The organism is Brevibacillus sp. RS1.1 (genome assembly GCF_013284365.1).
GTDB classification, from domain to species: domain Bacteria; phylum Bacillota; class Bacilli; order Brevibacillales; family Brevibacillaceae; genus Brevibacillus; species Brevibacillus brevis_D.
This window is the reverse complement of the sequence record NZ_JABSVA010000005.1, coordinates 310,720-337,040: the sequence shown is the minus strand read 5'-3', so window position 1 is coordinate 337,040 and position 26,321 is coordinate 310,720. Positions and strand designations below refer to the sequence as shown.

Sequence of the window (26,321 nt, the reverse complement as noted above, 5' to 3'; positions counted from 1 at the left end):
CTCCTCATCAGAGAAGGGCTGTTTCTTTGTTTATAGGTCGTAATACAGCTCATACTCTTTTGGATTCACTGTCCGCTCGACTTGTTCAATCTCACCACGTTTTTGTGCAATCCAGCCTTCTATTACTTCTTTTGTGAAAACATTCCCTTCGAGCAAGAAATCATGGTCTTGTTCCAATGCGACAAGTGCTTCTGCGAGAGAGGCGGGAGCGCTCTTGATCTCGTGCTTTTCCGCATCGGACAAGTCGTAGATGTTTTTATCCATTGGCCCAAAGCCCAGTTCACGCGGGTTGAGCTTGCGCTTGATGCCATCGAGGCCAGCCATCAGCATAGCGGCAAAAGCCAAGTACGGGTTAGCAGTAGAGTCCGGAGTGCGGAACTCAATGCGGGACGCTTTTGGCGTAACGGCAGCAATCGGAATCCGAACGGCAGCAGAGCGATTTCCTTTGGAGAAGACCAGATTCACTGGTGCTTCGTAGCCGGGAACCAGCCGCTTAAACGAGTTGGTGCTCGGGTTAGTCAGGGCGATTAACGCAGGGGCGTGGTGCAAAATACCACCAATGTAGTGCAGCGCAGTCTCACTTAGGTTTGCGTAGCCGCCTTGCTCATAAAACAATGGGGTATCGCCGTTAAACAAGCTTTGGTGAACGTGCATGCCAGATCCGTTGTCACCAACGATTGGTTTTGGCATGAAGGTAGCAGTTTTGCCGTGTTTGGCAGCTACGTTTCGCACGATGTATTTGAATAGCAATAGATTATCTGCTGTATGAGTCAGTGTATCGAAGCGGAAATTAATCTCACCTTGACCGGCTGTTGCCACCTCATGGTGATGGCGCTCGACATGCAAGCCGCATTTTGTCATCAGCGTGCACATTTCATTTCGGATATCCATTTGGGAATCGGTCGGTTGAACAGGGAAGTATCCGCCCTTGTTGCGTACCTTGTAGCCGAGGTTTTGTCCTTCTTTACCTGTGTTCCAGAAAGCTTCTTCTGAATCGATGTGGAAGAAGGAACCAGACGGACCAGAGGCATAGCGTACGTTGTCAAAGAGGAAGAATTCGGATTCAGGGCCAAAGTAAGCAGCGGTAGCGAGGCCGGATTGTTGCAGATAGGTTTCAGCCTTGAGGGCAATGCCGCGAGGATCGCGTGTGTAGACGGTGTTGTCTGGGTTGACGATGTTGCAGATGATATTCATGGTTTTGGCTTCTACGAAAGGATCGATGAAGGCGGTTGCTGGATCGGGCATTGCCACCATGTCGCTTTCTTCAATGGACTTGTAGCCGATTAGACTGGAGCCGTCAAATGCGACGCCGTTGCGGAATGTTCCTTCATCTACCGCGTAGGCAGGAACGGTGACATGGTGCTGGCGGCCGAGCAGGTCAACGATTCGAAAATCTACATATTCCACTTTTTCCGCGTCAATTGTGGACAGGACTGTTTTCATATCCAACAAGATTCACTCCATTCACGAATTAAAGTTATGAATTTACTATCAACGTTCGGTTTTTGCTTGGTTTTTATATTTTGAATTATATCGACAATTATTATTGTTCGTCAAGAGGTTTTCTTACTTTGTTTGTTAGGTTTTCTAACATTATATTGTGGGGTTTAGAAAATGGTTACTTTCTAATAAAATGTAGACAAACCAAGACTTATAAACGCGGAGGCGGTATAGATGAAGGTTCTCGTACTGGGAGCAGGGGGCATTGGCGGTTATTTTGGTGGCAGGCTGGTTGAATCGGGAGTAGATGTAACGTTTCTTGTGCGTGAGCGTAGATACAAACAGTTGCAGGAGCGAGGCTTGCGCATTCAGAGCGTTCATGGAGATTTGCTTTTGGAGCAGCCACAACTGATTCAAGCAGGGGAGGAAGCAGGACCATTTGATGTTGTGCTGTTATCCAACAAAGCCTACACGCTGGAAGATAGCGTGGATGCCATCGCTCCGTACGTAGGCGAGGACACAGTCGTCATTCCGCTGCTGAACGGAATTGCGCATATGGAAGTGTTGTGGGATCGTTTTGGGCGGGAGCGCGTGCTCGGTGGTCTTTGTTTCATTGAGACGACTCTGAATGCTGGTGGCGATGTCGTGCAGACAAGTCCGATTCATGATGCAGTTTTCGGTGAGTGGGAAGGCGGCAAAAGTGAGCGTGTAGAGCGAATGGAGCAAGCCTTTTCCAAGATCAATGGAACGATGCGTGCCAGTACAAATATTCAACGAGAAGCCTGGCACAAATACTTGTTTATTGCGACGTTTTCCGGTATTACCACACTGATGAACTCCGCTGTTGGACCGATTCGGGAATCGGCTTGGGGTGTAGAGCTGACACGTCAGCTCGCAGACGAAATCGCTTCTGTCATGAACGCTTTGGAGGCACCAATCAAGCCGGATATCGTCGACAAACAAATGGAGACTTTCCAAAATCAGCGTCCTCAAACGAAATCGTCCATGCTGCGCGATATGGAAAAAGGTCTTCCGGTGGAAGCAGATCATCTTCAAGGCTACCTCTTGGAGCGAGCAGAACAAAAAGGCGTGTCCACACCGCTTTTAAAAGTTGTCTACAATAATCTGAAGGTTTACGAACAGAAGCGTGCAGGAGACAAATAAGGTATAATATTGGGTGAAATGTCTTTCGCTTACGCATTATAAAAAGTAGGAGGGGTAAAGATGGAAGTCATCAAGATTTCCCCCCGTGGATATTGCTACGGTGTGGTAGATGCCATGGTATTGGCACTGCGAACAGCGCAAAACTTTGACTTGCCCCGCCCGATTCATATTTTGGGCATGATCGTACACAATGCTCACGTCGTCGAGGCGTTTGAAAAACAAGGGATAAAAACATTGGATGGAGAGGATCGGCTCGCTCTCTTGGATCAGGTTCAGGAGGGAACGATCATCTTCACGGCCCATGGTGTGTCTCCTGAGGTGCGCAAGAAAGCCCGCGATAAAGGCTTGACCGTTGTCGACGCGACTTGCCCAGATGTAACGAAGACACATGATTTGATCCGTGAAAAAGTAGCGGAAGGCTATCATGTGCTCTACATTGGAAAAAAAGGACATCCTGAGCCAGAGGGCGCTATGGGGATCGCGCCGGATCACGTACATCTGGTTCAAAAGCTGGAAGAGCTGGACGCACTCGATCTGCCAACAGACAAGCTGATCGTTACGAACCAGACGACGATGAGTCAGTGGGATGTCAAACATCTGATGGACGCCATTCTTAAGCGTTTTCCTGGCGTGGAAGTGCATAATGAGATTTGTCTCGCTACGCAGGTTCGTCAGGAAGCTGTAGCGGAGCAAGTAGGAGAGGCAGATTTGTGTATCGTCGTAGGCGATCCGCGCAGCAACAACTCCAATCGTTTGGCACAGGTCTCAGAAGAAATCGCGGATGTTCCGTCGTATCGAATCGCTGATTTGTCTGAGCTAGACATTGAATGGTTACGTGGAAAGAAAAATGTGGCGGTTACTTCTGGCGCTTCGACGCCGACTCCATTGACGAAGGAAGTCATCTCCTTCCTGGAGCAGTTCGATGAGTTCAACCCGGCTACATGGGAGAAAAAACGGACCGTTAACATGGCGAAAATATTGCCAACGGTAAAATAAATCATGTAGGCATGCTCTGTGTTATGTTTCCTTACACGGTTAATTAACCTCAAAATAGGAGAGTTATATGCCAGAATCACTTTCCGGTTTCGGGCTGGGGGGCGCAAAAGGCAGATACGTAAGTCTTTGCGCCCTTTATCTTTTTATTTACTACGGGTTTGGCGCTTTTGCTCCGCTTATTACGCAATACTACGAATCCATTCATCTAACTGGGACCCAAATCGGTCTCATCAGTGCAGTCGCGCCGATCGTTTCCATCGTGGCACAGCCGATGTGGGGTATGATCTGTGATCGCTATCAAATTCGCAAAACTGTGCTGATTCTGACATTGACCATCACCGGATTGGTGGGACTTCTCTTTACGGGTGTCTCCACCTTTGTCTACGTCTTCTTGCTCTACATATTGTTGTCGTTTTTTCAAAGTGCCGTCGTTCCTATCTCAGATAGCTTGGCTCTCGGTTATGCCAAGGGACATGGCATGCAGTTCGGCGACATTCGCTTGTGGGGAGCAATCGGCTTTGCACTGGCGGCATTCATCACAGGTCTTCTCGTTGAGCGGTGGGGGCCACATTTTCTTTTTTACTCGTTTTGCTTGGCGTTTCTAATTGCTATTCTGTTTCTTCGGAAGGTTCCGGAAGAAGTGACAGAGGCATCGCGGTTTCGCGTCAGTATGCTGGCGGGGATAAGGGATTTGGCACGAATTCCGCGATTTGCGTTGTTTTTGATTTCATCGTTCTGCATGATGGGTTCTGTAAACGCCAATAATATTTGGTTTTCCCTGTTTTATCAGGATATCGGAGGGACCATTGCCGGGATCGGTCTTGCCTTCTTATTGTTTGCAGGCAGTGAGGCTCCTTTTATGAAGCTGGCCGGTTATATTGTTCGCAGGTGGGGACTAGAGTTGACGCTCTTGCTATCAGCGATTTTTTGCACGATGCGCTGGTTTTGGTATAGCTCCGCTCCAAGTACGACTGCCGTGATTACGATGTTCTTTGTGCAGGGGATTTCAGTAGGCTTTTATTTGGCAACGGCAGCCCAATTTGTGCGCGAAAATACACCCGCATCCCTTCAGGTGACGGCGCTGGCCATCTTCTTTTCAGTGGGAGGCGGGCTTGGATCGATGTTTTGTAATTTGGTAGCAGGGTGGATCAAAGATTCATTTTCGGTGCTCGCCATTTATTTGTTTTTTGGAATCATCACCGCGATCGGGATCATTCCTCTGCTCATGATAAAATTCGGACGGTGGAAGCAAATCTCACCAGACGAAGAAGTGCAAGCTAGTCAATGACGAGCATGCCTTGGAAGCCTGTTTCCGGATAGCCAGGTGCGTCTGATACGAAATGATACCGACCACGTTTGGCGGCTGAAAACTGCAAGAGAGTCGATTGAGTCGGCTTCAATTCTGTGGATGTAAGGTTCAGATCACGAATGGATAGATTGTGAGGGCGCGTATCGGTGTTGACGATCATCAACGAGACTCGCTCTCCTTCGTGTGCAGTCAATTGATTGGGCAAAAAGCCAGCGCTAGAAATCGTAACGGTATGTGTCCGCGTCGCGATAGCGTACGAAGCGGGTAGGCGATGGGAATGATGCGTCCAAAGTAGCGTTAATGTCACAGCCAGAGCGATGATTGGATAACGAAGCTGCCGATACCAGTGACGAGACATTTTGCTTTCAACTCCTTTGAGGACAATAGCATGGGAAGTTACTATTATCCTGTCCCCGGAGTGAGGGGGATAAACACTTTTTCCCTATTCGATTGAAGAAGGGGTGGAAAAACGTATCTTTCCCTGTCATGCAAAATAAAAAGACTGTTGATAATTGATTTGATTCAACAGCCTTTTTATTTTGTATTTTTTGTAACCTTTTGCCACTTATTGCGATTAATTAACATTGAAAAAATACGGGAGGATGTAAATGATGAAAAAGCTGAATAAAGTGATTTTTTCGGTAACAACTGCAACTCTACTTGCTACTACGCCAATCTATCTGACGAATAATGGTCAAGTGCTGGCGGAGGAGAGCAAGGCAAAGGAGCTCGCACCTGAATGGAAAGTGAAGGTAGAGCTTGCAATCCAAAAGGTAAAGGAAAGGTTGCCATATTTATCCGATTTTTCTTACAGTACGCTTGAGATTTTAGAAAAAGATGATGGAACGAATGATATAACCATCATCTTGCAAACGTCCAAGGAGAAGAAGAAACCGTCTTTTGCATTTGGTTTGGATAAACAAGGGAATCCCGATAGGTTTAGCTACGACGAGGAATTTCCCGAAGAAGGAAGGCCGAAGATTGAGCATGAGAAGGTAGTCAGCAAAGCAACAGATTTTATGAAGCAATGGTATGGTCCAGATATGGGCGGCTTTGCCTATAACCCTAACTATTCAAAGGACAACGAGGCCCATTTTACAAAACTGGTAAACGGACTTCCGTATCTGAATATCAATGTTCGTCTAACCGTAAACAGCAAAGGAGAAATTATTTCGAAAGGATCAGGTTTACATAAATATAATCTTGGAGACGATGCACCCGCCTTGGAAAATATGAAGTTTGCTGATCCAAAGGAAGCCATATCCAAGGAGCAGGCTGAAAAAGCCTTCGCCAAACACCTGAAGCTCTTTTATTTGAAACAGCCAGTAGAGAGATGGGACGAGAAAACGAAGAAATACTTGTATGGCTCTCCTACATTACGCTACAAATCGGAATTCTCGGAATTTATCGATGCCAAAACAGGCAAGGAAGTTCCTGCTTATGACGGTTCGGGGAGTGCATATAATCCCATTGTCAAAGTGAATCCTGTCGGTAAGGAAGTAACCGTAAAGACGACAGAGGAAGCAGCAGCTATGTTCGCTGCTTTTGGGATCGAGAGCAAAGCTGAAAAAATAAATGAAGGCATTTCTGAAGATACGAAAGGTAAGAAATATACACATGAAATCAATAAAGACTTTGATGCTGAAATTGAAACGGAGGAAGAAACAGGACGATTCATGAGCTACCGTGTGGTTGATAAGAGAAAGAAAGAAATAAAATTCCCTAAAGAAGATCCGAATGGAAAGAAATGGCTAACACCAGAAGAATCGATGAAACTAGCTATTGCTGCGTTGGAAAAGTACGGACCAAAGCATTTAAAAGAAGTGATGCCGATTGGGACAGCAGAGTTTCAACAGAGAGGCGCTGCGCTGGGCTTCAAGTTTGTAAATGTGCACGAAGGGATTCCCGTTCTGGATGATGAGATTTTTATCAGAATAGACCGTATCACGGGAGAGGTGGTAGGTCTGCATATGGGGGATGTATCTTGGGAACCACTCATTCTGCCTGACCCCAAAAAGGCTGTATCACATGAGCAGGCGCTAAAGGAATACTTGAAAGTGCGTCCACTGGAGCTGCAATATTTCACATCAAATGTCGATATTGAGTCGGATAACCGAAACTATCAACCCATTCTAGTGTACAGAACAGCCATATCTCTAGACCACCGAGAAATTGATGCCCTAACCGGTAAATTTACTACTACAGGTGAAATTCATTACAGTCCGTACTAAGACAGGAGGCTAACCCGTGCAGGAGGATATCGAGCAGCGGATCAGCGCGATCTATCATGCTCACTATCAGGACGTTTACTACTTTCTGCTCCATTTTACGGGCAACCAGAATGATGCCGAGGATTTGACGCGATTGACCAGCATCGCAAGCAGAAGGTCAAGTTCTTTTTCTCAGAAAACTGGCTGATGAAGCTGGCGACCAAGGAAGGGAGTCCGGAAAACGTCCTGACCAAGAGGGAACACGTTCGTGAGCTGAAGCCCTGTCATGCAAAATAAAAAAGACTGTTGATGATTGATTCAACAGCCTTTTTTTATTTTGTATTTTTTTGTAACCTTTTGCTATTTCTTACGATTAATTAATGTTGAAAAAAATACGGGAGGATGTAAATGATGAAAAAGCTGAATAAAGTGATTTTTTCGTTAACAATTGCAACTCTACTTGCTACTACGCCAATCTATCTGACGAATAATGGTCAAGTGCTGGCCGAGGAGAGCAAGGCAAAGGAGCTTGCACCTGAATGGAAAGGGAAGGTAGAGCTTGCAATCCAAAAGGTAAAGGAAAGGCTGCCGTATTTAGCCAACTTTTCTTACAGTACGCTTGAGATTTTAGAAAAAAATGATGGAACGAATCGTATAACCATCATCTTGCAAACGTCCAAGGAGAAGAAGAAGCCGTCTTTTGAATTCAGTTTGGATAAACAAGGGAATCCCAATACTTTTCGCTACAACGAGGAATTTCCCGAAGAAGGCAGACCGAAGATTGAGCATGACAAGGTAGTCAGCAAAGCAACAGATTTTATGAAGCAATGGTACGGAGCAGATATGGGTGGCTTCAAATATAACCCTAATTATTCGGATCAAAATGAAGCTTTGTTTACGAAACAGGTAAACGGTCTTCCATATTTGAATGTGAATGTTAATCTAACCGTAAACAGCAAGGGGGAAGTTATATCAAAAGGGGAAGGCTTATACGGGCTCGGGGGCGATGATGCACCAGCCCTCGAAGATTTGAAGTTTGCTGATCCTAAGGAAGCCATATCCAAGGATCAGGCTGAAAAAGCTTTCGCCAAACACCTGAAGCTCTTTTATTTGAAACAGCCAGTAGAGAGATGGGACGAGAAAACGAAGGAATACTTGTATGGCTCTCCTACCTTACGCTACAAATCGGAATTCTCGCAATTTATCGATGCCAAAACAGGCGAGGAAGTTCCTGATTATGATGGTTCGGGGAGTGCATATAACCCCATTGTCAGAGTGAATCCTGTCGGTAAGGAAGTAACCGTAAAGACGACAGAGGAAGCAGCAGCTTTGTTCGCTGCTTTTGGGATCGAGAGCAAAGCTGAAAAAATAAAAGAAGGCATTTCTGAAGATACGAAAGGTAAGGAATATACACATGAAATCAATAAAGACTTGGAGGCTATAATTGTAACGGAGGAAGAAACAGGACGATTCATGAGCTACGGTGTGGTTGACAAGAAAAAGAAAGAAAGAGAATACCCTGAAGAAGATCCAAACGGAAAGAAATGGCTAACGCCAGAAGAATCGATGAAACTAGCTATTACTGCGCTGGAAAAGTACGGACCAAAGCATGTAAAAGAAGTGATGCCGATTGGGACAGCAGAGTTTCGACAGAGAGGCGCTGAGCAGGGTTTCAAGTTTGTAAATGTGCACGAAGGGATTCCCGTTCTGGATGATGAGATTTCTATCAGAATAGACCGTATCACGGGAGAGGTGAAAGGTCTGCATATGTATGATGTATCTTGGGAACCACTCATTCTGCCTGACCCCAAAAAGGCTGTATCACATGAGCAGGCGCTAAAGGAATACTTGAAAGTGCGTCCACTGGAGCTGCAATATTTCACATCGGATGCCGATATTTTGTCGGATAACCCAAGTTATCAACCCATTCTGGTGTACAGAACAGCCATATCTCTAGACCACCAAGAAATGGATGCCCTAACCGGCAAATTTACTACTGCAGCTGAATTTCATAAAAGTCCGTACTAAGACAGGAGGCTAACCCGTGCAGGAGGATATCGAGCAGAGGATCAGCGCGATCTATCATGCTCACTATCAGGACGTTTACTACTTTCTGCTCCATTTTACGGGCAACCAGAATGATGCCGAGGATTTGACGCAGGAGGTTTTTACGAGAGTGTTAAAGGGGCTCGCCGGATTTGATGGCAGAGTCACTCTGAAAACATGGCTCTTCTCCATTGCCAAGCATGCGGCGATTGACCAGCATCGCAAGCAGAAGGTCAAGTCCTTTTTCTCAGAAAACTGGCTGATGAAGCTGGCGACCAAGGAAGGGAGTCCGGAAAATGTCCTGACCAAGCGGGAAAACGTTCGTGAGCTGAAGCAAGCGATCCAAAAGCTAGCGCCCCATTATCGTCTGGTTCTGATTTTGCGTTGCATCGAGGAATACAGCGTCAAGGAGACGGCAGAAATCCTGGGTGTATCGGAATCCAAGGTGAAAGTAAACACCCATCGGGCATTAAAGCTGGTCAAAGAAATGATGGATGATACGGAGGAAGGGGGCTTTCTAAATGAGTGGGCTAGAGGATGAGAAGCTGACGGTCCAGCTGCGAGAGTTAAGAAGGCAGGACCCACCCCCACGTCAGGAATTTGTCACCTATTTGGATCAGACGCTGGTTAAACAGGCAAGGCAGATGAAGCAGAGGAAAAAAGTGGGCCGTATCTTGTCGATGACAGGAGGTGCAGCTGCAACTGTCGTACTGGCTCTCTTGGTAGCTGTGCCTGACGGAAAAGAAGCACCAAATGGGACTAGCAGTGTACGTACGGAGCAGCCTGCAGAGAATGCGCCTTCACTGGCAAAAGAGAAGGACATACCGGAGCAAAGGAGTATTCCTCCTGTTGCCGAGCAGCGGAAAATAAGCCAGGTGAAAGAACAGCCCAAACAGAAAGAACAGAGTGTCATTACGCAATCACAATCGCTCCCCAAAAGCCAAGCACTGCCAAAAACGGCAGCCACGGCAAGCAATACGCCAACGCTGTCTGTCGAGCAATATATGAAGCAGAAATTAGGCGATAAAAGTAAGCAATATCAACTCGCTTCTAACCATCTGGAAAAAGATACGGCTGTTTTTCTACGCGTCATTAACGGTATACCGTTCGCCGACAGTGTCGTGAAGGTTCACTTGAAGTCAGATGGAACACCAGCGGGTATGGTCATGGAAGAGAATCTCGATGGAGAAGCAGACCTCTCGCTATTTCCCAATCCAGAAAAAGCAATTTCCAAAGAGGAAGCAGTACAAAGGCTGACAGCCAGTTTGAAGCAAGAAGAAGTAGCGGCTTTTGCAGGCTATATCAACGCATTGAACGGGGAAGTCCTCGATCATCGCTTTCAGAGCGTGGCAGCAACTGGAAGCTATAGCCTCATCCCGATTCAGGCACAAGGTAAGCTGCTCATGGCCAACTCAGATGAGGAGATAGCCACTCTGATCCAGAAAGAGTTCGGTGTACGTATCGAAGGGGATAACCGTCCATTATCAAGAGAAGAACACGAATCGTACATGGAATATACGTGGAAAATGACAGATGCTACTTATCTCACTGCGAGGTTTGCCAAGAAATCTGGTCAACTGCTGGCGTATCAGATGAAAACAAATACGGAGTCACATACTTCCCCGAAGCTGTCTCAAGCAGAAGCAGCCCAAATCGGTGTCAAAAAACTGGCGTACTATTTGCCAAGACAAATCACGCAGCTTGCAATGGAGGGCGCGGTGGTGGAAGACTCAGCAATCAGGATAGACTTCATTGCCATTACACAAGGAGCAAGAGCGGAGAGTCACAAGTATAAGGTTTGGGTGGATAGCACCAGTAGACAGGTAGTAGGCCTGGAAGGGAATTTTTCAGAAATAGGGAAAGCGTCTACAGAGCCTAACAAGGGGAATAGTCCCTCACTGGAACTGCTTTATGTTTGGCCAGAATTAAACGGAAAACGGACGCCAGCACCCTATCTGGTGTACCAGATGAAACAATAAAACGACCGGGCTGCCTATTTGCGCTACTTCGAATCTGGTCATGTTCAATCATCTACCGTTAAGTGATCGTAAGCACACCTTTCAGCTCCACCCGAAGAAGTTTACGATTGAGATTCATTACGAGGACGAGACGACCGACATCTTTTCGGTGAGGATTTTGCATCGTTGTTGACGAAGACAGTACCAACGGGACCGGCGCGGAAAGACGTAAGTATTTGGACGATGTGCGATTATCTATACAAAATGAAAAGTCTTACTTGGGCTTTTCATTCGGATAACAGAAAAAAGGGGCGAGCCTGTTACTCGTCCCTTTTGCTTTTAGATAAATACATGTAACAACAAATAAATGGCCGCTGCGAGCAAGGCAGAAATCGGCAGCGTAATAAACCAGGTGATCACGATGCGTTTGGCAACGCCCCAATTGACGCTTTTTAGCCGTTTGGCTGCACCGACCCCCATGATCCCGGAAGAGATGACATGGGTAGAGCTCACAGGCAAGCCTAACTGCGTAAAGGTAAAAATGATCGAAGACGAAGTGAGATCGGCAGTGGCTCCATTAATCGGTTCAATCTTGGTGATTTTGCCTCCGACCGTCTTGATGATTTTCCAGCCTCCGATAGAGGTTCCCAAGCCCATCGCGAGGGCACAAATGAACTGCACCCAGAAAGGAATCGTGCTGGTATCTGCATGCAGGTCAGCGGCAACGAGAGCGAACACGATAATGCCCATCGCTTTTTGTGCGTCATTCGTTCCATGTGTAAAGGATTGCAGGGCCGCCGTGAAAATCTGAAAGAAGCGAAATCCCCGGTTGACCTTGGAAGGAGGAACCATGATCCGACTAAAAATGAAATAAACCAAATTCATCATGAGGTAAGCGGCAACGAGCGCAATAACCGGTGACACAATAAGTGCCTCGAATATTTTTGAAAAACCAATCCAGTTGATTTGCGCACTCCCGGCGGAAGCGAGGACTGCCCCTACGAGTGAGCCGATGAGAGCGTGAGACGAACTGCTGGGGATACCGTACCACCACGTAATCAAATTCCAAAGAATCGCAGCCAAGAGAGCAGCCATGACCACAAGCACACCGAATTCCAGCTTGGTTGGATCGGCGATATCTCCACCAATAGTTTTGGCGACCCCGGTAAATGTCAGGGCACCGATAAAGTTCATGATAGCCGCTAGGCAAATGGCAATCTTAGGCGGGAGAGCCTTGGTGGATACGGTGGTTGCGATGGCATTGGCAGTGTCGTGAAACCCGTTGATGAAATCAAAGAAAACAGCCAAAATGATAACGGCAATCACAAGAGGAAGGCTCGTATACATGAAAGTAGGTCTCCTTGTTTAAGAGTTGCCCATGATCACGGATTCCATCGCATCCGCGACATCCTCGCAATGATCCATGACATCTTCGAGCACTTCGTAAACCTCTTTGAGCTGCATAATGTGAATGGGATCGCTTGAGTTTTTGAACAATTGCCGAATGCTGCTCCGCACCAATTCATCCCCTTCGCTTTCCAAATCGTTAATGCGGATGATGTACTCCTTCATAGCAGACAACTTTTGCTTTTGAAGCAGTTCGATGGCGAGAAGAATTTGCTTGGTAGCTTCTTCGATGAGTTGTCCGAATTGCACCATCGTTTGATCTGGTTCCATGATATCGTACATATAGAGTCGCGAAGCGCAAAACTCCAATCCGTCCAGCACATCATCCAGCTTGACGGCAAGGTCCAGAACGTCCTCACGCTCGATTGCGGTAATAAATGTCTTGTTGATTTGCACGATGATTTCATGGATGAGTTTGTCGCCCTTTGTTTCGTACTCCTTCATCTCTGTAGCAAAGGTTTTGACTGTCTCTAATGAAGTGATTTTGTATTCATTAAAATAGATCGCCGTCTGATGCACATTTTTCGCAATCTCATACAAGTCATCCAAGAGTGCATCCGATTTGGTAAAAAGCATTAAACAAACCTCCACTTCGAAAACCCGAATAGGAGTATTTTGAGTGGAGGGGATGGGGATTATTCACTTTTTCATGAACTCTTTACGAGATGAGTAATTGGGCCGCCATATAGAAGGCCACTCCCCACATAATCACAGCCGAAACCATATTCAGGCCACGCTGCAATTTTCCGGACCGGTCCAATCGTCCTGCTGTACGTCCAGCTACAGAAAGGCTGAAAAACCAGAAGCAGGATACGAGGATGCAGGCAACAGTAAAGCCCCACTTTTCTGTTCCCGAATAGCTGAGTGAGCTGGTGCCGATGACCCCGATCGTGTCGAGAATCGCATGCGGGTTCAACAAAGAGACAGAGGCAGCAAACATGATTTGCTTTTTGGCCGAAAAGCGCTCTTTCTCTCCAGCCTCAGTATCTGGACGGCTACGCCACGTTAAATATCCCATGTACACCAAAAAGAAGAAGCCGACGACATACAGCACCGTTTTCAGCCATGTGACTGTCAATACAACCAAAGAGACTCCCAATACTGCCAATAAAATGAGCAGGGTATCGCAGAGTGCCGCAGTCAGTACGACGGGCATGGCGCGAAGTAATGTAGGTTGTAGAGCCCCCTGATTAAAAACGAAAACATTTTGTGCGCCGAGCGGTAAAATAAGTCCAAAAGCAAGCACAAAACCGTGCAAAATCGCTTCCAGCATGATCGTTTCCTCCCCGTTTCTCTCTCGATGCAAAGGCCATTTGCATTACTGTCATTATTCACGGTTGTGAATCTGTTGTCTCCAGCCAATTGGTTTACATCCAAACCAACCAATTTGTACAATGATCAGACGAGGAGGAATGTGCCTGTGCTAACGATAGACTGGAAGCCTGACAAATCATCTGACATACCGATCTACGCGCAGATCGTAGCTTATATGAAGGGGAAAATTGCAGGTGGAGAATGGCCGATCAATAGTAAATTGCCAACACAACGAGCGTTGGCGCAAGCCTTTGAGGTAAACCGCAGTACGGTGGTGACGGCGTTGGAAGAGCTAAAAGCGGATGGTTTCATTGAAGCAACCGTAGGCAGTGGCTCCGTCGTTAGTAACAACACGTGGTCCTTATTGACGACCGCGCCACCACCCAATTGGCTGGGCTACGTGCAAGCAGGTGCGCATCTCCCCAATTCGCCGACGATTCAGGATATCAATCGTTATGAGCCAGACCCGAGGTACATTCGTTTAGGGACTGGTGAGCTGTCGCCGAGCTTGATTCCTGTTGCGGAGATGGAAGCGGTCATGGCTAGCTTGCAGGGCAAAATGACTCATCTCGGATATTCGGAGCCAAAAGGGCTGTTATCTTTGCGCCAAGCGATCAGCGATCATTTGCGGAGCAGGGGGATCGAGGCTTCACCAGCGTCTATTTTGGTCGTTTCGGGAGCCCTTCAAGCCCTGCAGTTGATATCGATTGGCATCCTTCACCGTGGATCTGCCATCTTGCTCGAGCAGCCTTCGTATTTATTCTCTCTACCTTTGTTTCCATCATCGGGAATGCGTCTGGTTGGTGTACCGATGGATGCGGAAGGAATCTCTCCCCAAGTGTTAACAAGACAAAAGCAGGCGCATAACGCGGCACTACTCTATACGATTTCGGCTTACCACAATCCGACTGGAATTAGTATGTCAGAGAACCGAAGGGATCAAGTGCTGGCTGCATGTGAGCGGGAGAGGCTGCCTGTATTGGAAGACGATGTTTATGGAGAATTGTGGTTAGACGAACCGGGGCCATTGCCGTTAAAGGCGAGGGATCAGAGCGGGTTAGTCTTATATTTGGGCAGCTTGTCCAAAACGCTCAGTCCAGGGCTGCGGATCGGCTGGATTGTAGGTCCTGAGCCTGTCATAGAACGCCTCGCGGATGTAAAAATGCAGACGGACTACGGAGCGAGTGCGATTTCCCAATGGGTGGCGAGAGAATGGCTCACAAGCGATAGATATTCCCGGCATCTGGATCAGCTTAGAGCAGCTCTGCGACATAGAAGGGACAGGATGTGCGAATGCCTTGCTCGCTGGTTTGACGATTTGGCAGATTGGCATATTCCGCATGGCGGTTTTTACATTTGGCTGCGTCTGCATCAGGCGGTCTCGATGCGCAAGCTTTTTACGGAAGCACTGGCAAAAGGGGTTCTGTTAAATCCGGGCTTTGTTTATGATCAGACGGATAGTCATCATCTTCGTTTGTCCTACGTGTACGCAGAAGAAGCCGACATGGAAAAGGCGTTATATGTAATAGCGCAGCTCCTGCGTGGTAGGGGGTAACGAAAAGAAGACACCTGCTAGGGTCAGGTGTCTTCTGCTATATCAATGATAAGGGAACTGTGTGGAGTACCCGCTAAACTGCTGATAAGCTTGCTGGAGTTTTTGTTGCTCGGCAGCCTCCAGCTTGTACCATCCCTTTTGGAACATGAGATTGAAAGCATCGCGGGCTGATTGATGGGTTTCATTCAAAATTTGCAGCATGTCATCATAAAGCTGCTGGTGGCTGGCTTCACGAACAGCGATGTTAAAGTTATCTGTCAAGTATTTGCAGGTAGCTAAACAATCGTTGAGATAATCACGATCGTTCATTTGCGGACCTTTTACTTGTGGCAGCTGACCGGATTGTGGATTGGCGATCTGGTTTTGGTTTGGCATCCCGATTCCTCCCTTACTGCATTTGTTGTTGCTGTTGTGATTGCTGTTGCTGGGACTGCATCTGCGGAATGGTCGCCATCACTGCGGTGTTGTTGTTTTGCAGGTGACTCAGCAGTTTTTGGTAGTGTCGCTGGTGCATTTGTCCTTGTTGTTCCAGACATTGCTTAACCTGGGGATCAGTAGCTTGCTGTGCAAAAGCATGCAGCTTTTTGAAAGCGATCAGTTCCCATGACAAAGCATCCTTGAGATAGCTCAAGTCCTTTGTCGAAATGACCTTAGGCGGTTCGGGAATCGGAGCTTGAGCAAAGGGATTGGAAGACAGGATGGAGGGCATAAGGTTGCTCCTTTCAGATGGAATCATGTATAGGATGAGCAACAAGTTAGGATGTAACCCCTGAGGATTGCAGCCAAAAAAAATCCGGTCGCAAAGGACCGGATTAGGTTAGCTCCAGCGATGAAACGACGATGTCGATGCTGGCAGGAGCGATATTGAGACAATAGTGAGCTTCTTTGTACAACGTAGATTGAAGGGCATAGATAAGTGCTGGAATATTTGTCATGTAAGGCAGTTGAAGAGCAATCGAAACCTGAAACCGGGGTAAATCCTCAAAGCTGGAGACGATCTTGACAACATGCTGGACCTCGTCAAACTGGTTGCAGGCCGCTTCCACGATTTTTCGCAATACATGAGGATGAATCATGATGCGTCCACCGGAAAATGGAGGATGAACCACGGTTGTTTCCCCAATGACTTCTTTTTTCGAGCTAAAAATCTGTTGGGCTGAAGAAATGAGACGCTGGAGAAAATCTTTTTCTACCTCCACACGCGGAATCGGTATCGTGTGCTTGCCCATTGTTTCCCGCACGTAGCGGGCAGCCTCGATTTCCTGCGGAGGCTTGATGGATTCAATCGGGATGAAGTCCACCTGAAAAGGCAAATGGAGCGCTTCAACGATACGACCAATCATCCGTTGCGAAGTACCTAACACGAGTAGTCGGCTTGGTTGAATCTCGCCAAGACTTCGCCGTACTTCTTCAGCGTGCTCCTTATAATGAAAAATAGCTCGTTTTACCGCCTGAATTTTTGTCTTCTCATATTTGGCAGAGGTTCCAGCCACCTTGCGTCCCTGGTAAATCAGGATGCCATCATCAATAATGGCGTCGATGTTCATTCGGTGAGCAAGTTCTAATGCACTGGTGCTTTTTCCTGTTCCACTGGTGCCGTACAAGGCGTAAATTTCCATGGGACCTCCTTCGTCATTTTTCTCGACTATGCTTGATCATTTTTATTATACATGACAAGAAGGAGGGACAAAACGACTTTACTGGTATTGTGCCCCCATCTCCCTCGATCTTTCGGCAGCACGCAGAATGGCTACCGTGACAGCCTCCTGAAACTGATAGGCTTCCAATACTTCCAGCCCTGCCTGGGTCGTTCCGCCCGGACTCGTTACTTTTTGGCGGAGAATCGAAGGCTCTTCGCGTGTATCGAGCAGCATATGTGCCGCGCCAATCACGGTTTGCAGCGTTAATTGGCGCGCCATTTCCCGATCCAGTCCCGCTTTGGCACCTGCCCCCATCATAGCCTCCACCAAATAGTAAATATAAGCAGGGCCGCTTCCAGACAATCCAGTAATGATGTCCAGCTCTTCCTCGGCGACTTCATATACAGTGCCAATTGCTTCGAAAAGCTTGGTAGCCAACTCGCGGTGCTCTTTCTGGACAAACGGATTTGCGCATAGTCCGGTAGCAGACAAACCAACCGCAGACGATGTATTGGGCATCGTGCGGATAATCGGGCACTCTGCGCCGAGCCACTCGCCGATTAAGCTGGTGGAGACGCCAGCGATTACCGAAATAATCAATTGGTCGGAACGAACGACCCCACGCAAATCCAGCAAAGCCTCTGCGGCATCCTTCGGCTTGATAGCCAAAATCAAAATATCGGAAGAACGGACTACGTCAAATTTGTCCTGAGTAACAGTTACTCCGTAGTCATTTGCCAACTGCTCCAAACGCTCCATATTGTTACGGTTCGTGACGGAAATACGCTCAGAAGGGAGTAACCCTTTCTTTCCGATACCGGAAAGCATGGCCTCCACGATCGAGCCTGCACCGAGAAAACCGATCCGCCCTTCTGTAATCGCTGTTGCTTGGTTGCTCATGATGATTCCCTCCCCTTGGACTATCGGATTTGGCCGTTTCCGCGTACGACATACTTGTAAGAAGTGAGCGCTGGCAAGCCCATTGGCCCACGAGCATGTAATTTTTGCGTGCTGATGCCGATCTCAGCACCGAAGCCGAATTCTCCACCATCGGTAAAGCGGGTAGAGGCGTTGTGATAAACCGCTGTGGCATCGATCGCAGTCAAAAACTGACGGGCTGCGATTTCATCTTCCGTTACGATTGCCTCGGAATGGCCGGAAGTATGCGCTGTAATATGTTCAATGGCCTCGCTCAGGCTATCGACAGTGCGAACCGCCATAATCAGCGCAGAGTATTCTGTATCCCAATCTTCTGATGCTGCTTGGTGCAGTTGTGCGGCGAGGTCAGTATGAAGCTCTATAGTACGCTCACAAGCGCGGAGCTCAACGCCCATCGCCAAGAGCTTTTGAAGCAAGGTACGTTGATTTTCCTGTGGCCAACTGCGGTGCACGAGTAGTGTTTCGGCAGCATTGCATACGGCAGGACGACTTGTTTTGGCATTGATCACGATGCTTTCAGCCATGTCATAGTGAGCCGCTTCATCCACATAAATGTGGCAATTGCCAACGCCTGTTTCGAGTACAGGAACGCTTGCGATTTGCAGAACGCGCTGGATCAGTCCTGCGCCACCCCGTGGGATGATGACATCGACGAGACCATTGGCGGTGCACAAGTAATCGACAGAAGCATGTTCGGCAAAAGGCAAGTACTGCACCGCTTCCGCGTCAAGTCCGGTCGCATTGAGCGCTTGACGAATGCTAGTCACCAGCGCGAGATTGCTATGAACAGCGCTGTGGCTGCCACGAAGAACGATCGCATTGCCCGTTTTGATGGCGATTGCTGCTGCGTCAACGGTGACGTTCGGTCTGGCTTCGTACACCATTCCAATGACGCCGAGAGGGACGCGGATTTGTTCGATGAAAAGTCCGTTTGGTCGTGTCCACGAGTCGATCCGTTCCCCGACAGGATCATCGAGGGATACCAGCTGCGCCAGACTATCCACGAGTTGTGTTATTCGCTCCGGCGTCAACAAGAGACGATCTAGATAGGAGGCAGGCTGACCGTCTGCTCTCGCGATGGCGATGTCTTTGGCGTTTTCGGAGAGAATAACAGCCTCATCTGCCAGCAGCTGGTTGCCGATTGCGACGAGCACCTCGTCTTTTTGTTTGCGAGAGAGTATAGCCATTTTTCGTGAAGCCTGTTTGGCCAGGCTCAATTGTGTATGCACTTTTTCCTTCAAGCTTTCCATGGTTTCTCCAGCTCCTTTTTCTATCTACATGGATTCGTTTAGATGACAGGCGCCCATTCATCTCGATGTATAACGGTACCGCTGTGTCGCGTTACGTTATCAGGGGAAAGAAAATCACTTAACTGTGCTGCGGTAAATCTGCTGATACCACGACCGATCAACGTCCCCTCACAGTAAACCTCAATAACCTCACCTTGCTCGAACATGCCGGATACATCGCGGACACCTGCTAGGAGCAAGCTTTTGCTGTTTTCCAAAATCGCTTCCGCTGCACCGCTATCAACCATTATTTTTCCACGGATAGGGGAGTGAAGCGCAATCCATTGCTTGCGAGTAGGAACGCTGTTTGTTGCAGATGCTTCTGGATGATAGCTGACGTAGGTGCCATTCCCGTTGCCAGTAAGGACATCGAGCAAATCAGTGGGATTCGTCAATTTTCCGATAAAGCTGGGAATTCCTAATGATTGGGCGGTTTTTGCTGCGATCAGCTTGGAGCGCATACCACCTGTTCCCAGTTGGGAAGCTCCGCCTGCAAGTGCCTCGATTTCGTCCGTCACACATTCGAGCCAGCCCATGTGTTTGGCATCAGCATGGTAACGCGGGTCCTTGTCATACAGGCCATTCGTATCAGTCAGGATCATGTACAAATCGGCATGGATGAGACCAGCAACGAGTGCGCCCAGCATATCATTGTCTCCGAAGGTCAATTCCGCTACGGATACTGTGTCGTTTTCATTGATGATTGGCAAAATGTTTTTATCTAAAAGCAGTGACAGCGTAGAAAATGCGTGTTGATATCGTTCCTTGTGAGAAAAGTCTCCGCGTGTGAGCAAGATTTGCGCCACGCTGAAGTTATGAGCGCCGAACATTTGCGTATAGGTTTGCATCAACAGGCTTTGCCCGATGGCTGCCGCTGCTTGCTTGGCTGTCAAGGATCGGGGGCGCTGCTGATAGCCGAGACTTTGATACCCGCTGGCGACAGCTCCTGAGGAGACTAGGACAACCTGATGACCCGCTTCGCGCAATTGGCTGATAGCGGAGACGAGCAGCGACATTTTCGCCGGATCAACACCGCCTGTAGCTGCTGCAATCGAACTGCTCCCCACCTTTACTACCAAACGCAATTTACCCTTTTTCATGTTCAAAACCCCCTTCTTGCATACAAAACGGTCATGACCGTTTTGTTGACCGCAAGCGGTCGCATCCACCTTTATGAAAAACGTCGAGACGTTTTTCACAGAAAAAAGCCCTCTCGTCTCTTTGATAAGGACGAAAGGGCTTGAAAACCTCACGCGGTACCACCTTATTTGACGTTTTGGACTGAAGGCATACTTCAGCCAAGAAACGCCCGGCTCTCTTTCTTTGATAACAGGTGAAAGAAACCTGTCCAGGTCTTCCCTGGATGCTCTGGGGTGGGTTCAAACCGATTCAAGGACGAAACCTCTCAGCCGGTGGATTTCGCTCTCTGGACCTGAAGGGCGGTTTTACTATTCCCCGTCATTGCCGCTCACTATGTGCTTATTAATTCACTATTATTCGCTGGATCCGCAAGAAATGTCAAGAGGCTTATTGAAATTGTTCATTCCCATAAGCGCCCATCCGTGATTTGATTTCGAACCGTTTCGTCTTTTGATCGCGCACGAGTCGGTAGCGCAGCGTGCGGTCAGAAGCAAAGGAGGAATCGGTTACATCTTCCACGGTCACATTGAGTTCCCCATTGTTTTTTTGAACAGTCGTGTTTCGAACCGAGATCAAAGTCGGATAGTCGACGCGTGGGATTGCTACGTATACCTTTTCCTTCACCAGCTTGGTTGTCATGTTGTCGTACATGGCTTCTGCCAGTGGACGGCTCCAAAAACGACTGAAGTACCCCGTTATCTTGTCTTTACTGTCGAAGCGCTTAGGCAATTCCCGAAAGACGAGACCATCCTCAACTACAGATTTGCCCTTGGCATTGTCCGCGGCAGCGTAATATACATTTTCCAGTTGATGCTCAGCTTGTTTCAAAAAGAGGACGACATCCATTTTGTTATCCCCAAGCTTTTGGATGGCAGACTGCGCGGCAGGCTTACTCTGTGTTTTGGCCTTGTTTTTTGCATGCTCCTGCTTTACTTGCGTCATGCATCCTGTGACGAGCAAAGAGAGAACGAGAATAAACATCCAGTTTTTCCAGTTAACTTTCATGGCGCACCTCACTTGAGAGCAGTCGTTTAACGTTAGCGTTTGTGTCAAAAAAGACAAATAGCCCAGTTAATATATGGATAGGGGTTGTCTGACTCTCGGATTATGTCTATCATGGAGAGAGTTGGACAGATCGAACGATTGAGGTGGAATATATGTTTGGGTTTGGCAAAAAAGCAAAAAAACCAGACGGGATTGATGTGTTGATTATCAAAACCGATGAAGCGAAAAATCGCAACTTTTATCAGGTTGCTTTCCCTAGCGTGGTAGCGAATGATATTTTGTCCATGCTGCAAAAATTGGAGAAATCAAAAATGAACAAGCCGGAGTTACTGGGGGAAATCGGCGGTTTTCGTATCGTGACCCACTTGGAGGCCTTGACTGGTTTTGACATTTTGGATGATGCCGATACGGAGGGACATCCGGTACAGATTCAAGACTTTGCCAACATGCTTCTGCGTCGTTTGGAAGCTTTGGAGGAAAGTGGAAAGTTTGACGAAAACGAAGATTTAGCATTCATGATGGGCGAGTTGACGATGCTTCGTGATGGCAGCTTTGTACCACAAAACTAATCATGAGAGCCGTTGGGATAACCGACGGCTCTTTTTCTATTCCCGCTGGTTATAGGCCTTATGGCAGGAGGCCTAGTCGTCCTCGCCAGTTTTTCGCTGGAGACATCCATGTTGGGGACCGCTCTTGGGATTATCGTCCTGTTCACCCTCATCAACATTTTCTTATATGGACCCCTTGTGACCAGGGGACCAGGCTGGTCAGAGCAGATTGAAGGATAGTCAGCGCATAGAGAAAAAGAATATAATTGGGCCGCTCATACAAAGTGCGGCTCTTTTTCATTTCTTCTGAAAAAGTATAACAAAGTTCCGTTTTCATCCCGATACAAGAAAGGGAGAGATCAGACCCAGGAAAATAGACCAATATGGCAGGAATGGATGCTACCGGGGGAGAATTACCAAAAAAAGGGAGTAAGGAAACGATCATGAAAAGAAAGGAGTTATCGTAAGTCATGGTAAAGCGTTTTGCTATCGTTTTTCTCTTGGCACTGCTAGTGGTGCAAAGCGTTTTTTCAGGGAATGCGAATGCGTCTGCGCCTGGCATGTATACGGACATACAGGGACATTGGGCAAGTGAGCAGATCGAAAAAATGGCAGATCTCGGCATCGTAAAAAGAACGGGATATCAGCCTTTTTACCCAAACAAGCCAGTTACTCGAGGCGAAGCTCTGGTTATGCTGAATCGCGTATTTGAGACAATATACGGACCGATAGAAAAGCCAGAACGCAAGCCAAACCTGGATCAGCGCTATCTACTCCGGGGGGAAGTAGATCAACTGCTGAGCAACCTAAAGACCATGATGAAAATTGAAACAGACGATCTGGGCAAGTTTGATCCAGGGGACCGGATGCTGTACTATCTATATTTGGCTGAAACCGGGCACTTGATGAAAAAGCAAGAGAAGGAAAATCCGAAGTGGTGGATGTCCAGTGCCGGGATGCAGTGGCCATTGACGAGAGAAGAGGCCAGCTTGATATTGTTTCATATGATGGCCCCACAAAAATTCCGTACGGCCAATATTAAACCACAAGATACAGTCTCTTTCTTTAACAGCTATTACGAATGGAAGCGCGACCGATTCTATCGAGATACATATTCACCATATCCACTGGCGATCCGGGAATTCAATCTGTTTCGCACAGAGAAGACCTTTTCTCCGAACAAGATCCTGACGCGTGCAGAATACATCGTTGTGATGGATCGACTGATTGATTATTACCGGATGGATGTAGCTTCGCAGTTCCGGGGTTCACCTGCGAATCAGAAGCACATCGCGCAGGTGTATTTACGAGCAGCGAATTTGGCGTACGAAACAAAAAATCAGAAGCAACTGTCTGCACTCTTTACAGACGATGCGATAAAAAGCATGGCAAAGCTGGAGCAAGTGCCTACGTACAACGGGCCGGTAAAAGTATCAGTCAAGGCAGACGAAAACAATTCGAAAATCCTTTGGGTGATTGCTCATTATCTAGACCCGAAAAACGGAGACTTCCAGATTGAATACCGATTGGAAGAAGACACGTCCAACGCATACGGACGCAAGATCACTGCGCTGATTTACACACAAAAATAGCTCAGAAAAGGGGGACCGGACAACAGTGTGCCCCTTTTCTTTTCTTTCATGAAGTGACGATTGCAACTGACAGAATTTTCGATTACAATAAAAACTGAACGGTGATTCAGTTGGTGGGAGCGTAGCATCTCCGGGCGTGTAAAACAGCCAAAACGTGGGATGTCATTTTTTAACCCACATACTGAATGAGCATTCATTCAATACGAGACATGTGCTGACGCACACAGGAATATCTATGGAGAAAGTAGAAGTTTTAAAAATACTCTGCTAGTCTGAATATTAGGTATTCACTGTTGCGAGGCCATTCTTTTTGACCATGAATCAGTCATGACTAGGTTTTTTAAAAAGGAGGATTTGGAGATGGAACGCAAAATTCGCAAGGCGGCAGTTCTCGGTTCAGGCGTCATGGGCGCCGGGATCGCAGCACATTTAGCCAACGTCGGTATTCCCACTTATTTACTGGACATCGTGCCGCGTGAATTGACAGCAGATGAGAGTAATAAAGGACTTTCTTTGTCTGATAGCGTGGTGAAAAACCGGATAGCACAAGCGGGCCGAGACCGACTTTTGAAGGAGAAGCCGGCGCCGCTCTACGATAAAAAGAACATCGACTTGATTACAGTTGGTAACTTCGAGGATCATCTCTCTTGCTTGAGCGAGGTCGATTGGATTATTGAGGTAGTTGTCGAGAACATCGAAGTGAAGAAAAGCGTCTTCGCTATGGTAGAAGCGCATCGCAAGCCAGGGACCATCGTGTCTTCCAATACGTCTGGGGTTTCTATCAATGAAATGGCAGAGGGACGCTCGGATGACTTCCGCAAGCATTTCCTCGGCACGCACTTTTTTAACCCACCGCGCTACTTGAAGCTGTTGGAGCTGATTCCAGGTCTTGATACAGATCCGCAGGTCATCTCTTTCATGAAGCATTTTGGTGAGCATGTGCTCGGAAAAGGAATGGTCGTTTGCAAGGATACACCGAACTTCATCGCCAATCGGATCGGTACATATGGATTGCAGGTGTCGATCCACGAAATGGTGCGACTGGGGCTTGGGGTAGATGAGGTAGATGCGTTGACAGGTCCGGTCATCGGCCGTCCGAAGAGCGCGACGTTCCGCACACTCGATGTCGTGGGACTGGATACGTACGTGCATGTGGCGGGTAACGTCAGGAATAAAAGCACGGATGAGCAGGAGCGCTCTGTTTTTGAAGTGCCGGAGTTCGTTCTGCAAATGGTGGAGAAAAGATGGATCGGGCAAAAAGCTGGGCAAGGCTTTTTCAAGCAGGTGAAGACGGAGAAAGGCAAAGAGATTTTGGCACTGTCGGTTGACACGCTGGAATACCGTCCAAGTGTGAGGCCGAAGTTTGCTTCCCTCGAAGCAGCCAAAACAGCCAAGACACTGCCTGAGAAGTTGAGAGCGCTCGCATACGGCAAGGACAAGGGCAGTGAGTTCGTCTGGAGTGTCTTCAAAAAGGTATTGCTGTACTCTGCTGAAAAGGCATATGAGATCGCTGACGATATCGTCTCTGTTGACCAGGCTATGAAGTGGGGCTTCGGCTGGGAGATGGGGCCATTCGAAACGTGGGATGCCATCGGTCTCGAAAAGTCAGTGGCAAAAATGCGTGAGGAAAACGAGAAGATTCCGGCCCTCGTCGAAGAGCTACTTGCGAGTGGGAAAACCTCCTTTTATCAAAAAGAGCAAGGGAAGCGCAGCGTGTTTTCCATCGGAGGCACATACAAGGACGTCGAAGAGAGCAAGGAAAACATCAACCTGGCAGCCCTTAAGGAACAAGGCAAGCTAATCAAGAAAAATGCGGGTGCCGCCTTGATTGATTTGGGCGATGGAGTCGCATGTCTGGAATTCACCTCTCCGCACAATGCACTCGGGATGGATGTCTTGCACATGGCAAGTCAGGCCGCAGAGGAAGTGCAGAAGAACTTCGCAGGTCTGGTCATCGGTAATCAAGGCAAAAACTTCTGCGTCGGGATGAATCTCGCAATGGCATTGATGGAAGCGCAGGATGAGAACTGGCTGGAGCTCGACATGCTCGTCACGAACTTCCACAAAACAGCACGGGCACTGCGCTACATGCATCGTCCAGTGGTAGCAGCACCATTCGGCATGACGCTGGGTGGCGGTGTCGAGGTGGTCTATCTCGCGGATCGCGTGCAGGTATCGGCAGAGACGTACCTCGGACTGGTAGAGGTGGGGGTAGGACTTCTGCCAGGTGGCGGAGGAACGAAGGAGATGCTGTTCCGAGCAATGGAAAACGTTCCAGAGGGAGGAAGCGTGCCAGTTGATCCGTTCCCATTCGTTGCGAAGGCGTTTGAAGCCATTGCCATGGCAAAGGTATCTACGAGTGGTCAGGAAGCCATCAATCTGGGGTACCTGCGGTCGACTGACCGGATCAGCGTGAATGCTGATCATCAGCTATACGATGCCAAGCAGCTCGTGCTTACGATGGATAAAGAAGGCTACACGCCGCCAGCGCCGCGCAAAATTCGCGTCATCGGTGAAACGGGTTATGCGAACCTCCGCCAAAATATTTATGCCATGAAGAAGAGTGGATATATTTCCGAGCATGATGAGCTGATCGCAAGCAAAGTTGCCTATGTTATGTCCGGTGGTAACGTGCCAGCGGGTACAGAAGTGACAGAGAACTACATTCTGGAGCTGGAAAAGCAAGCGTTCCTCGAACTGATCAAGACGCCGAAAAGCCAGCAACGGATGCAGCACATGCTGACCAAGAACAAGCCTTTGCGTAACTAG

Annotated in this window: 24 protein-coding genes; 12 read left to right on the top strand and 12 right to left on the bottom strand. The window is 47.9% G+C overall.

Annotation, left to right across the window (positions count from 1 at the left end):
• Window positions 1-30 precede the first annotated feature (30 nt).
• Window positions 31-1,449: a type I glutamate--ammonia ligase gene (gene glnA, locus HP570_RS18815; RefSeq protein WP_173626730.1), complete on the bottom strand. Its 1,419-nt coding sequence runs from the start codon at window positions 1,447-1,449 to the stop codon at window positions 31-33.
• A gap of 225 nt (window positions 1,450-1,674) precedes the next feature.
• Here glnA and HP570_RS18810 point away from each other — a divergent pair, with 225 nt between their 5' ends.
• The 3 genes from HP570_RS18810 (at window position 1,675) to HP570_RS18800 (ending at window position 4,888) form a co-directional block, all read left to right on the top strand.
• Complete coding sequence (locus HP570_RS18810; protein ID WP_173626729.1) at window positions 1,675-2,604, top strand: ketopantoate reductase family protein; 930 nt, start codon at window positions 1,675-1,677, stop codon at window positions 2,602-2,604.
• A gap of 60 nt (window positions 2,605-2,664) precedes the next feature.
• Window positions 2,665-3,600, top strand: a complete 936-nt coding sequence (locus tag HP570_RS18805; protein ID WP_173626728.1) for a 4-hydroxy-3-methylbut-2-enyl diphosphate reductase — start codon at window positions 2,665-2,667, stop codon at window positions 3,598-3,600.
• 67 nt (window positions 3,601-3,667) lie between these two features.
• Entirely contained in the window at window positions 3,668-4,888 is a 1,221-nt protein-coding gene (locus HP570_RS18800) for an MFS transporter (protein ID WP_173626727.1), read from the top strand.
• Here HP570_RS18800 and HP570_RS18795 read toward each other — a convergent pair.
• Window positions 4,878-5,267 carry a cupredoxin domain-containing protein gene (locus HP570_RS18795; protein WP_173626726.1) on the bottom strand — a complete coding sequence of 130 codons (390 nt, stop codon included), beginning with the start codon at window positions 5,265-5,267 and terminating at the stop codon, window positions 4,878-4,880. The two genes, HP570_RS18800 and HP570_RS18795, sit on opposite strands and share 11 nt — an antisense overlap.
• Window positions 5,268-5,517: 250 nt before the next feature.
• On the opposite strand from HP570_RS18795, the gene HP570_RS18790 reads away from it, so the two are divergent.
• From HP570_RS18790 to HP570_RS18770, 5 genes are all read left to right on the top strand, one after another.
• Window positions 5,518-7,140: a YcdB/YcdC domain-containing protein gene (locus tag HP570_RS18790; RefSeq protein ID WP_173626725.1), complete on the top strand. Its 1,623-nt coding sequence runs from the start codon at window positions 5,518-5,520 to the stop codon at window positions 7,138-7,140.
• Between the two features lie 16 nt (window positions 7,141-7,156).
• Window positions 7,157-7,327 carry an RNA polymerase sigma factor gene (locus HP570_RS18785; RefSeq protein WP_254495365.1) on the top strand — a complete coding sequence of 57 codons (171 nt, stop codon included), beginning with the start codon at window positions 7,157-7,159 and terminating at the stop codon, window positions 7,325-7,327.
• A 200-nt stretch (window positions 7,328-7,527) separates the two neighbouring features.
• A complete protein-coding gene (locus HP570_RS18780) occupies window positions 7,528-9,147 on the top strand; it encodes a YcdB/YcdC domain-containing protein (protein WP_173626724.1) in 1,620 nt (539 codons plus the stop codon).
• Between the two features lie 16 nt (window positions 9,148-9,163).
• Complete coding sequence (locus HP570_RS18775) at window positions 9,164-9,706, top strand: RNA polymerase sigma factor (RefSeq protein ID WP_015893149.1); 543 nt, start codon at window positions 9,164-9,166, stop codon at window positions 9,704-9,706.
• Entirely contained in the window at window positions 9,687-11,144 is a 1,458-nt protein-coding gene (locus HP570_RS18770) for a hypothetical protein (protein WP_173626723.1), read from the top strand. Before HP570_RS18775 ends, HP570_RS18770 begins: the two co-directional genes overlap by 20 nt.
• Before the next feature lie 318 nt (window positions 11,145-11,462).
• On the opposite strand, the gene HP570_RS18765 is transcribed toward HP570_RS18770, so the two are convergent.
• The 3 genes from HP570_RS18765 to HP570_RS18755 all read right to left on the bottom strand — a co-directional run bounded on the left by HP570_RS18765 (window position 11,463) and on the right by HP570_RS18755 (window position 13,803).
• Window positions 11,463-12,470, bottom strand: coding sequence for an inorganic phosphate transporter (locus HP570_RS18765; protein ID WP_173626722.1), 1,008 nt, complete (start codon window positions 12,468-12,470; stop codon window positions 11,463-11,465).
• A gap of 18 nt (window positions 12,471-12,488) precedes the next feature.
• Window positions 12,489-13,106 carry a DUF47 domain-containing protein gene (locus HP570_RS18760; RefSeq protein WP_015893144.1) on the bottom strand — a complete coding sequence of 206 codons (618 nt, stop codon included), beginning with the start codon at window positions 13,104-13,106 and terminating at the stop codon, window positions 12,489-12,491.
• An 82-nt stretch (window positions 13,107-13,188) separates the two neighbouring features.
• Window positions 13,189-13,803 (bottom strand): LysE/ArgO family amino acid transporter, encoded by a 615-nt coding sequence (locus HP570_RS18755; RefSeq protein WP_173626721.1) that lies wholly within the window; start codon window positions 13,801-13,803, stop codon window positions 13,189-13,191.
• 147 nt (window positions 13,804-13,950) lie between these two features.
• On the opposite strand from HP570_RS18755, the gene HP570_RS18750 reads away from it, so the two are divergent.
• Window positions 13,951-15,399, top strand: coding sequence for an aminotransferase-like domain-containing protein (locus HP570_RS18750; protein WP_173626720.1), 1,449 nt, complete (start codon window positions 13,951-13,953; stop codon window positions 15,397-15,399).
• 42 nt (window positions 15,400-15,441) lie between these two features.
• Here the strand turns inward: HP570_RS18750 and HP570_RS18745 are convergent, their stop codons facing one another.
• The 7 genes from HP570_RS18745 to HP570_RS18715 all read right to left on the bottom strand — a co-directional run bounded on the left by HP570_RS18745 (window position 15,442) and on the right by HP570_RS18715 (window position 21,412).
• A complete protein-coding gene (locus HP570_RS18745) occupies window positions 15,442-15,774 on the bottom strand; it encodes a spore coat protein (RefSeq protein ID WP_015893141.1) in 333 nt (110 codons plus the stop codon).
• A gap of 13 nt (window positions 15,775-15,787) precedes the next feature.
• Window positions 15,788-16,108 carry a ferritin-like domain-containing protein gene (locus tag HP570_RS18740; RefSeq protein ID WP_173626719.1) on the bottom strand — a complete coding sequence of 107 codons (321 nt, stop codon included), beginning with the start codon at window positions 16,106-16,108 and terminating at the stop codon, window positions 15,788-15,790.
• A gap of 103 nt (window positions 16,109-16,211) precedes the next feature.
• On the bottom strand, window positions 16,212-17,018 hold the full coding sequence (locus HP570_RS18735) for a hypothetical protein (protein WP_173626718.1): 807 nt from the start codon (window positions 17,016-17,018) through the stop codon (window positions 16,212-16,214).
• Between the two features lie 78 nt (window positions 17,019-17,096).
• Window positions 17,097-17,939, bottom strand: coding sequence for a pyrroline-5-carboxylate reductase (gene proC, locus HP570_RS18730; RefSeq protein WP_173626717.1), 843 nt, complete (start codon window positions 17,937-17,939; stop codon window positions 17,097-17,099).
• A 20-nt stretch (window positions 17,940-17,959) separates the two neighbouring features.
• Window positions 17,960-19,228: a glutamate-5-semialdehyde dehydrogenase gene (locus HP570_RS18725; protein WP_173626716.1), complete on the bottom strand. Its 1,269-nt coding sequence runs from the start codon at window positions 19,226-19,228 to the stop codon at window positions 17,960-17,962.
• Between the two features lie 38 nt (window positions 19,229-19,266).
• On the bottom strand, window positions 19,267-20,367 hold the full coding sequence (gene proB / locus HP570_RS18720) for a glutamate 5-kinase (RefSeq protein ID WP_173626715.1): 1,101 nt from the start codon (window positions 20,365-20,367) through the stop codon (window positions 19,267-19,269).
• 427 nt (window positions 20,368-20,794) lie between these two features.
• Complete coding sequence (locus HP570_RS18715; RefSeq protein ID WP_142497019.1) at window positions 20,795-21,412, bottom strand: hypothetical protein; 618 nt, start codon at window positions 21,410-21,412, stop codon at window positions 20,795-20,797.
• Window positions 21,413-21,564: 152 nt separating this feature from the next.
• Here HP570_RS18715 and HP570_RS18710 point away from each other — a divergent pair, with 152 nt between their 5' ends.
• From HP570_RS18710 to HP570_RS18700, 3 genes are all read left to right on the top strand, one after another.
• Window positions 21,565-21,981 carry a hypothetical protein gene (locus HP570_RS18710; protein WP_015893134.1) on the top strand — a complete coding sequence of 139 codons (417 nt, stop codon included), beginning with the start codon at window positions 21,565-21,567 and terminating at the stop codon, window positions 21,979-21,981.
• 449 nt (window positions 21,982-22,430) lie between these two features.
• Window positions 22,431-23,552, top strand: coding sequence for an S-layer homology domain-containing protein (locus tag HP570_RS18705; RefSeq protein ID WP_173626714.1), 1,122 nt, complete (start codon window positions 22,431-22,433; stop codon window positions 23,550-23,552).
• Between the two features lie 360 nt (window positions 23,553-23,912).
• A complete protein-coding gene (locus HP570_RS18700) occupies window positions 23,913-26,321 on the top strand; it encodes a 3-hydroxyacyl-CoA dehydrogenase/enoyl-CoA hydratase family protein (protein ID WP_173626713.1) in 2,409 nt (802 codons plus the stop codon).

Coding starts and splice junctions, on each gene's coding strand:
- HP570_RS18710 (WP_015893134.1), top strand. CDS start 21,565: ATGTTTGGGTTTGGCAAAAAAGCAAAAAAACCAGACGGGATTGATGTG.
- HP570_RS18810 (WP_173626729.1), top strand. CDS start 1,675: ATGAAGGTTCTCGTACTGGGAGCAGGGGGCATTGGCGGTTATTTTGGT.
- HP570_RS18795 (WP_173626726.1), bottom strand. CDS start 5,267: ATGTCTCGTCACTGGTATCGGCAGCTTCGTTATCCAATCATCGCTCTG.
- HP570_RS18765 (WP_173626722.1), bottom strand. CDS start 12,470: ATGTATACGAGCCTTCCTCTTGTGATTGCCGTTATCATTTTGGCTGTT.
- HP570_RS18800 (WP_173626727.1), top strand. CDS start 3,668: ATGCCAGAATCACTTTCCGGTTTCGGGCTGGGGGGCGCAAAAGGCAGA.
- HP570_RS18755 (WP_173626721.1), bottom strand. CDS start 13,803: ATGCTGGAAGCGATTTTGCACGGTTTTGTGCTTGCTTTTGGACTTATT.
- HP570_RS18705 (WP_173626714.1), top strand. CDS start 22,431: ATGGTAAAGCGTTTTGCTATCGTTTTTCTCTTGGCACTGCTAGTGGTG.
- HP570_RS18740 (WP_173626719.1), bottom strand. CDS start 16,108: ATGCCCTCCATCCTGTCTTCCAATCCCTTTGCTCAAGCTCCGATTCCC.
- HP570_RS18700 (WP_173626713.1), top strand. CDS start 23,913: ATGGAACGCAAAATTCGCAAGGCGGCAGTTCTCGGTTCAGGCGTCATG.
- HP570_RS18745 (WP_015893141.1), bottom strand. CDS start 15,774: ATGCCAAACCAAAACCAGATCGCCAATCCACAATCCGGTCAGCTGCCA.
- HP570_RS18780 (WP_173626724.1), top strand. CDS start 7,528: ATGATGAAAAAGCTGAATAAAGTGATTTTTTCGTTAACAATTGCAACT.
- proB (WP_173626715.1), bottom strand. CDS start 20,367: ATGAAAAAGGGTAAATTGCGTTTGGTAGTAAAGGTGGGGAGCAGTTCG.
- HP570_RS18790 (WP_173626725.1), top strand. CDS start 5,518: ATGATGAAAAAGCTGAATAAAGTGATTTTTTCGGTAACAACTGCAACT.
- HP570_RS18770 (WP_173626723.1), top strand. CDS start 9,687: ATGAGTGGGCTAGAGGATGAGAAGCTGACGGTCCAGCTGCGAGAGTTA.
- HP570_RS18805 (WP_173626728.1), top strand. CDS start 2,665: ATGGAAGTCATCAAGATTTCCCCCCGTGGATATTGCTACGGTGTGGTA.
- proC (WP_173626717.1), bottom strand. CDS start 17,939: ATGAGCAACCAAGCAACAGCGATTACAGAAGGGCGGATCGGTTTTCTC.
- HP570_RS18760 (WP_015893144.1), bottom strand. CDS start 13,106: ATGCTTTTTACCAAATCGGATGCACTCTTGGATGACTTGTATGAGATT.
- HP570_RS18725 (WP_173626716.1), bottom strand. CDS start 19,228: ATGGAAAGCTTGAAGGAAAAAGTGCATACACAATTGAGCCTGGCCAAA.
- HP570_RS18735 (WP_173626718.1), bottom strand. CDS start 17,018: ATGGAAATTTACGCCTTGTACGGCACCAGTGGAACAGGAAAAAGCACC.
- HP570_RS18715 (WP_142497019.1), bottom strand. CDS start 21,412: ATGAAAGTTAACTGGAAAAACTGGATGTTTATTCTCGTTCTCTCTTTG.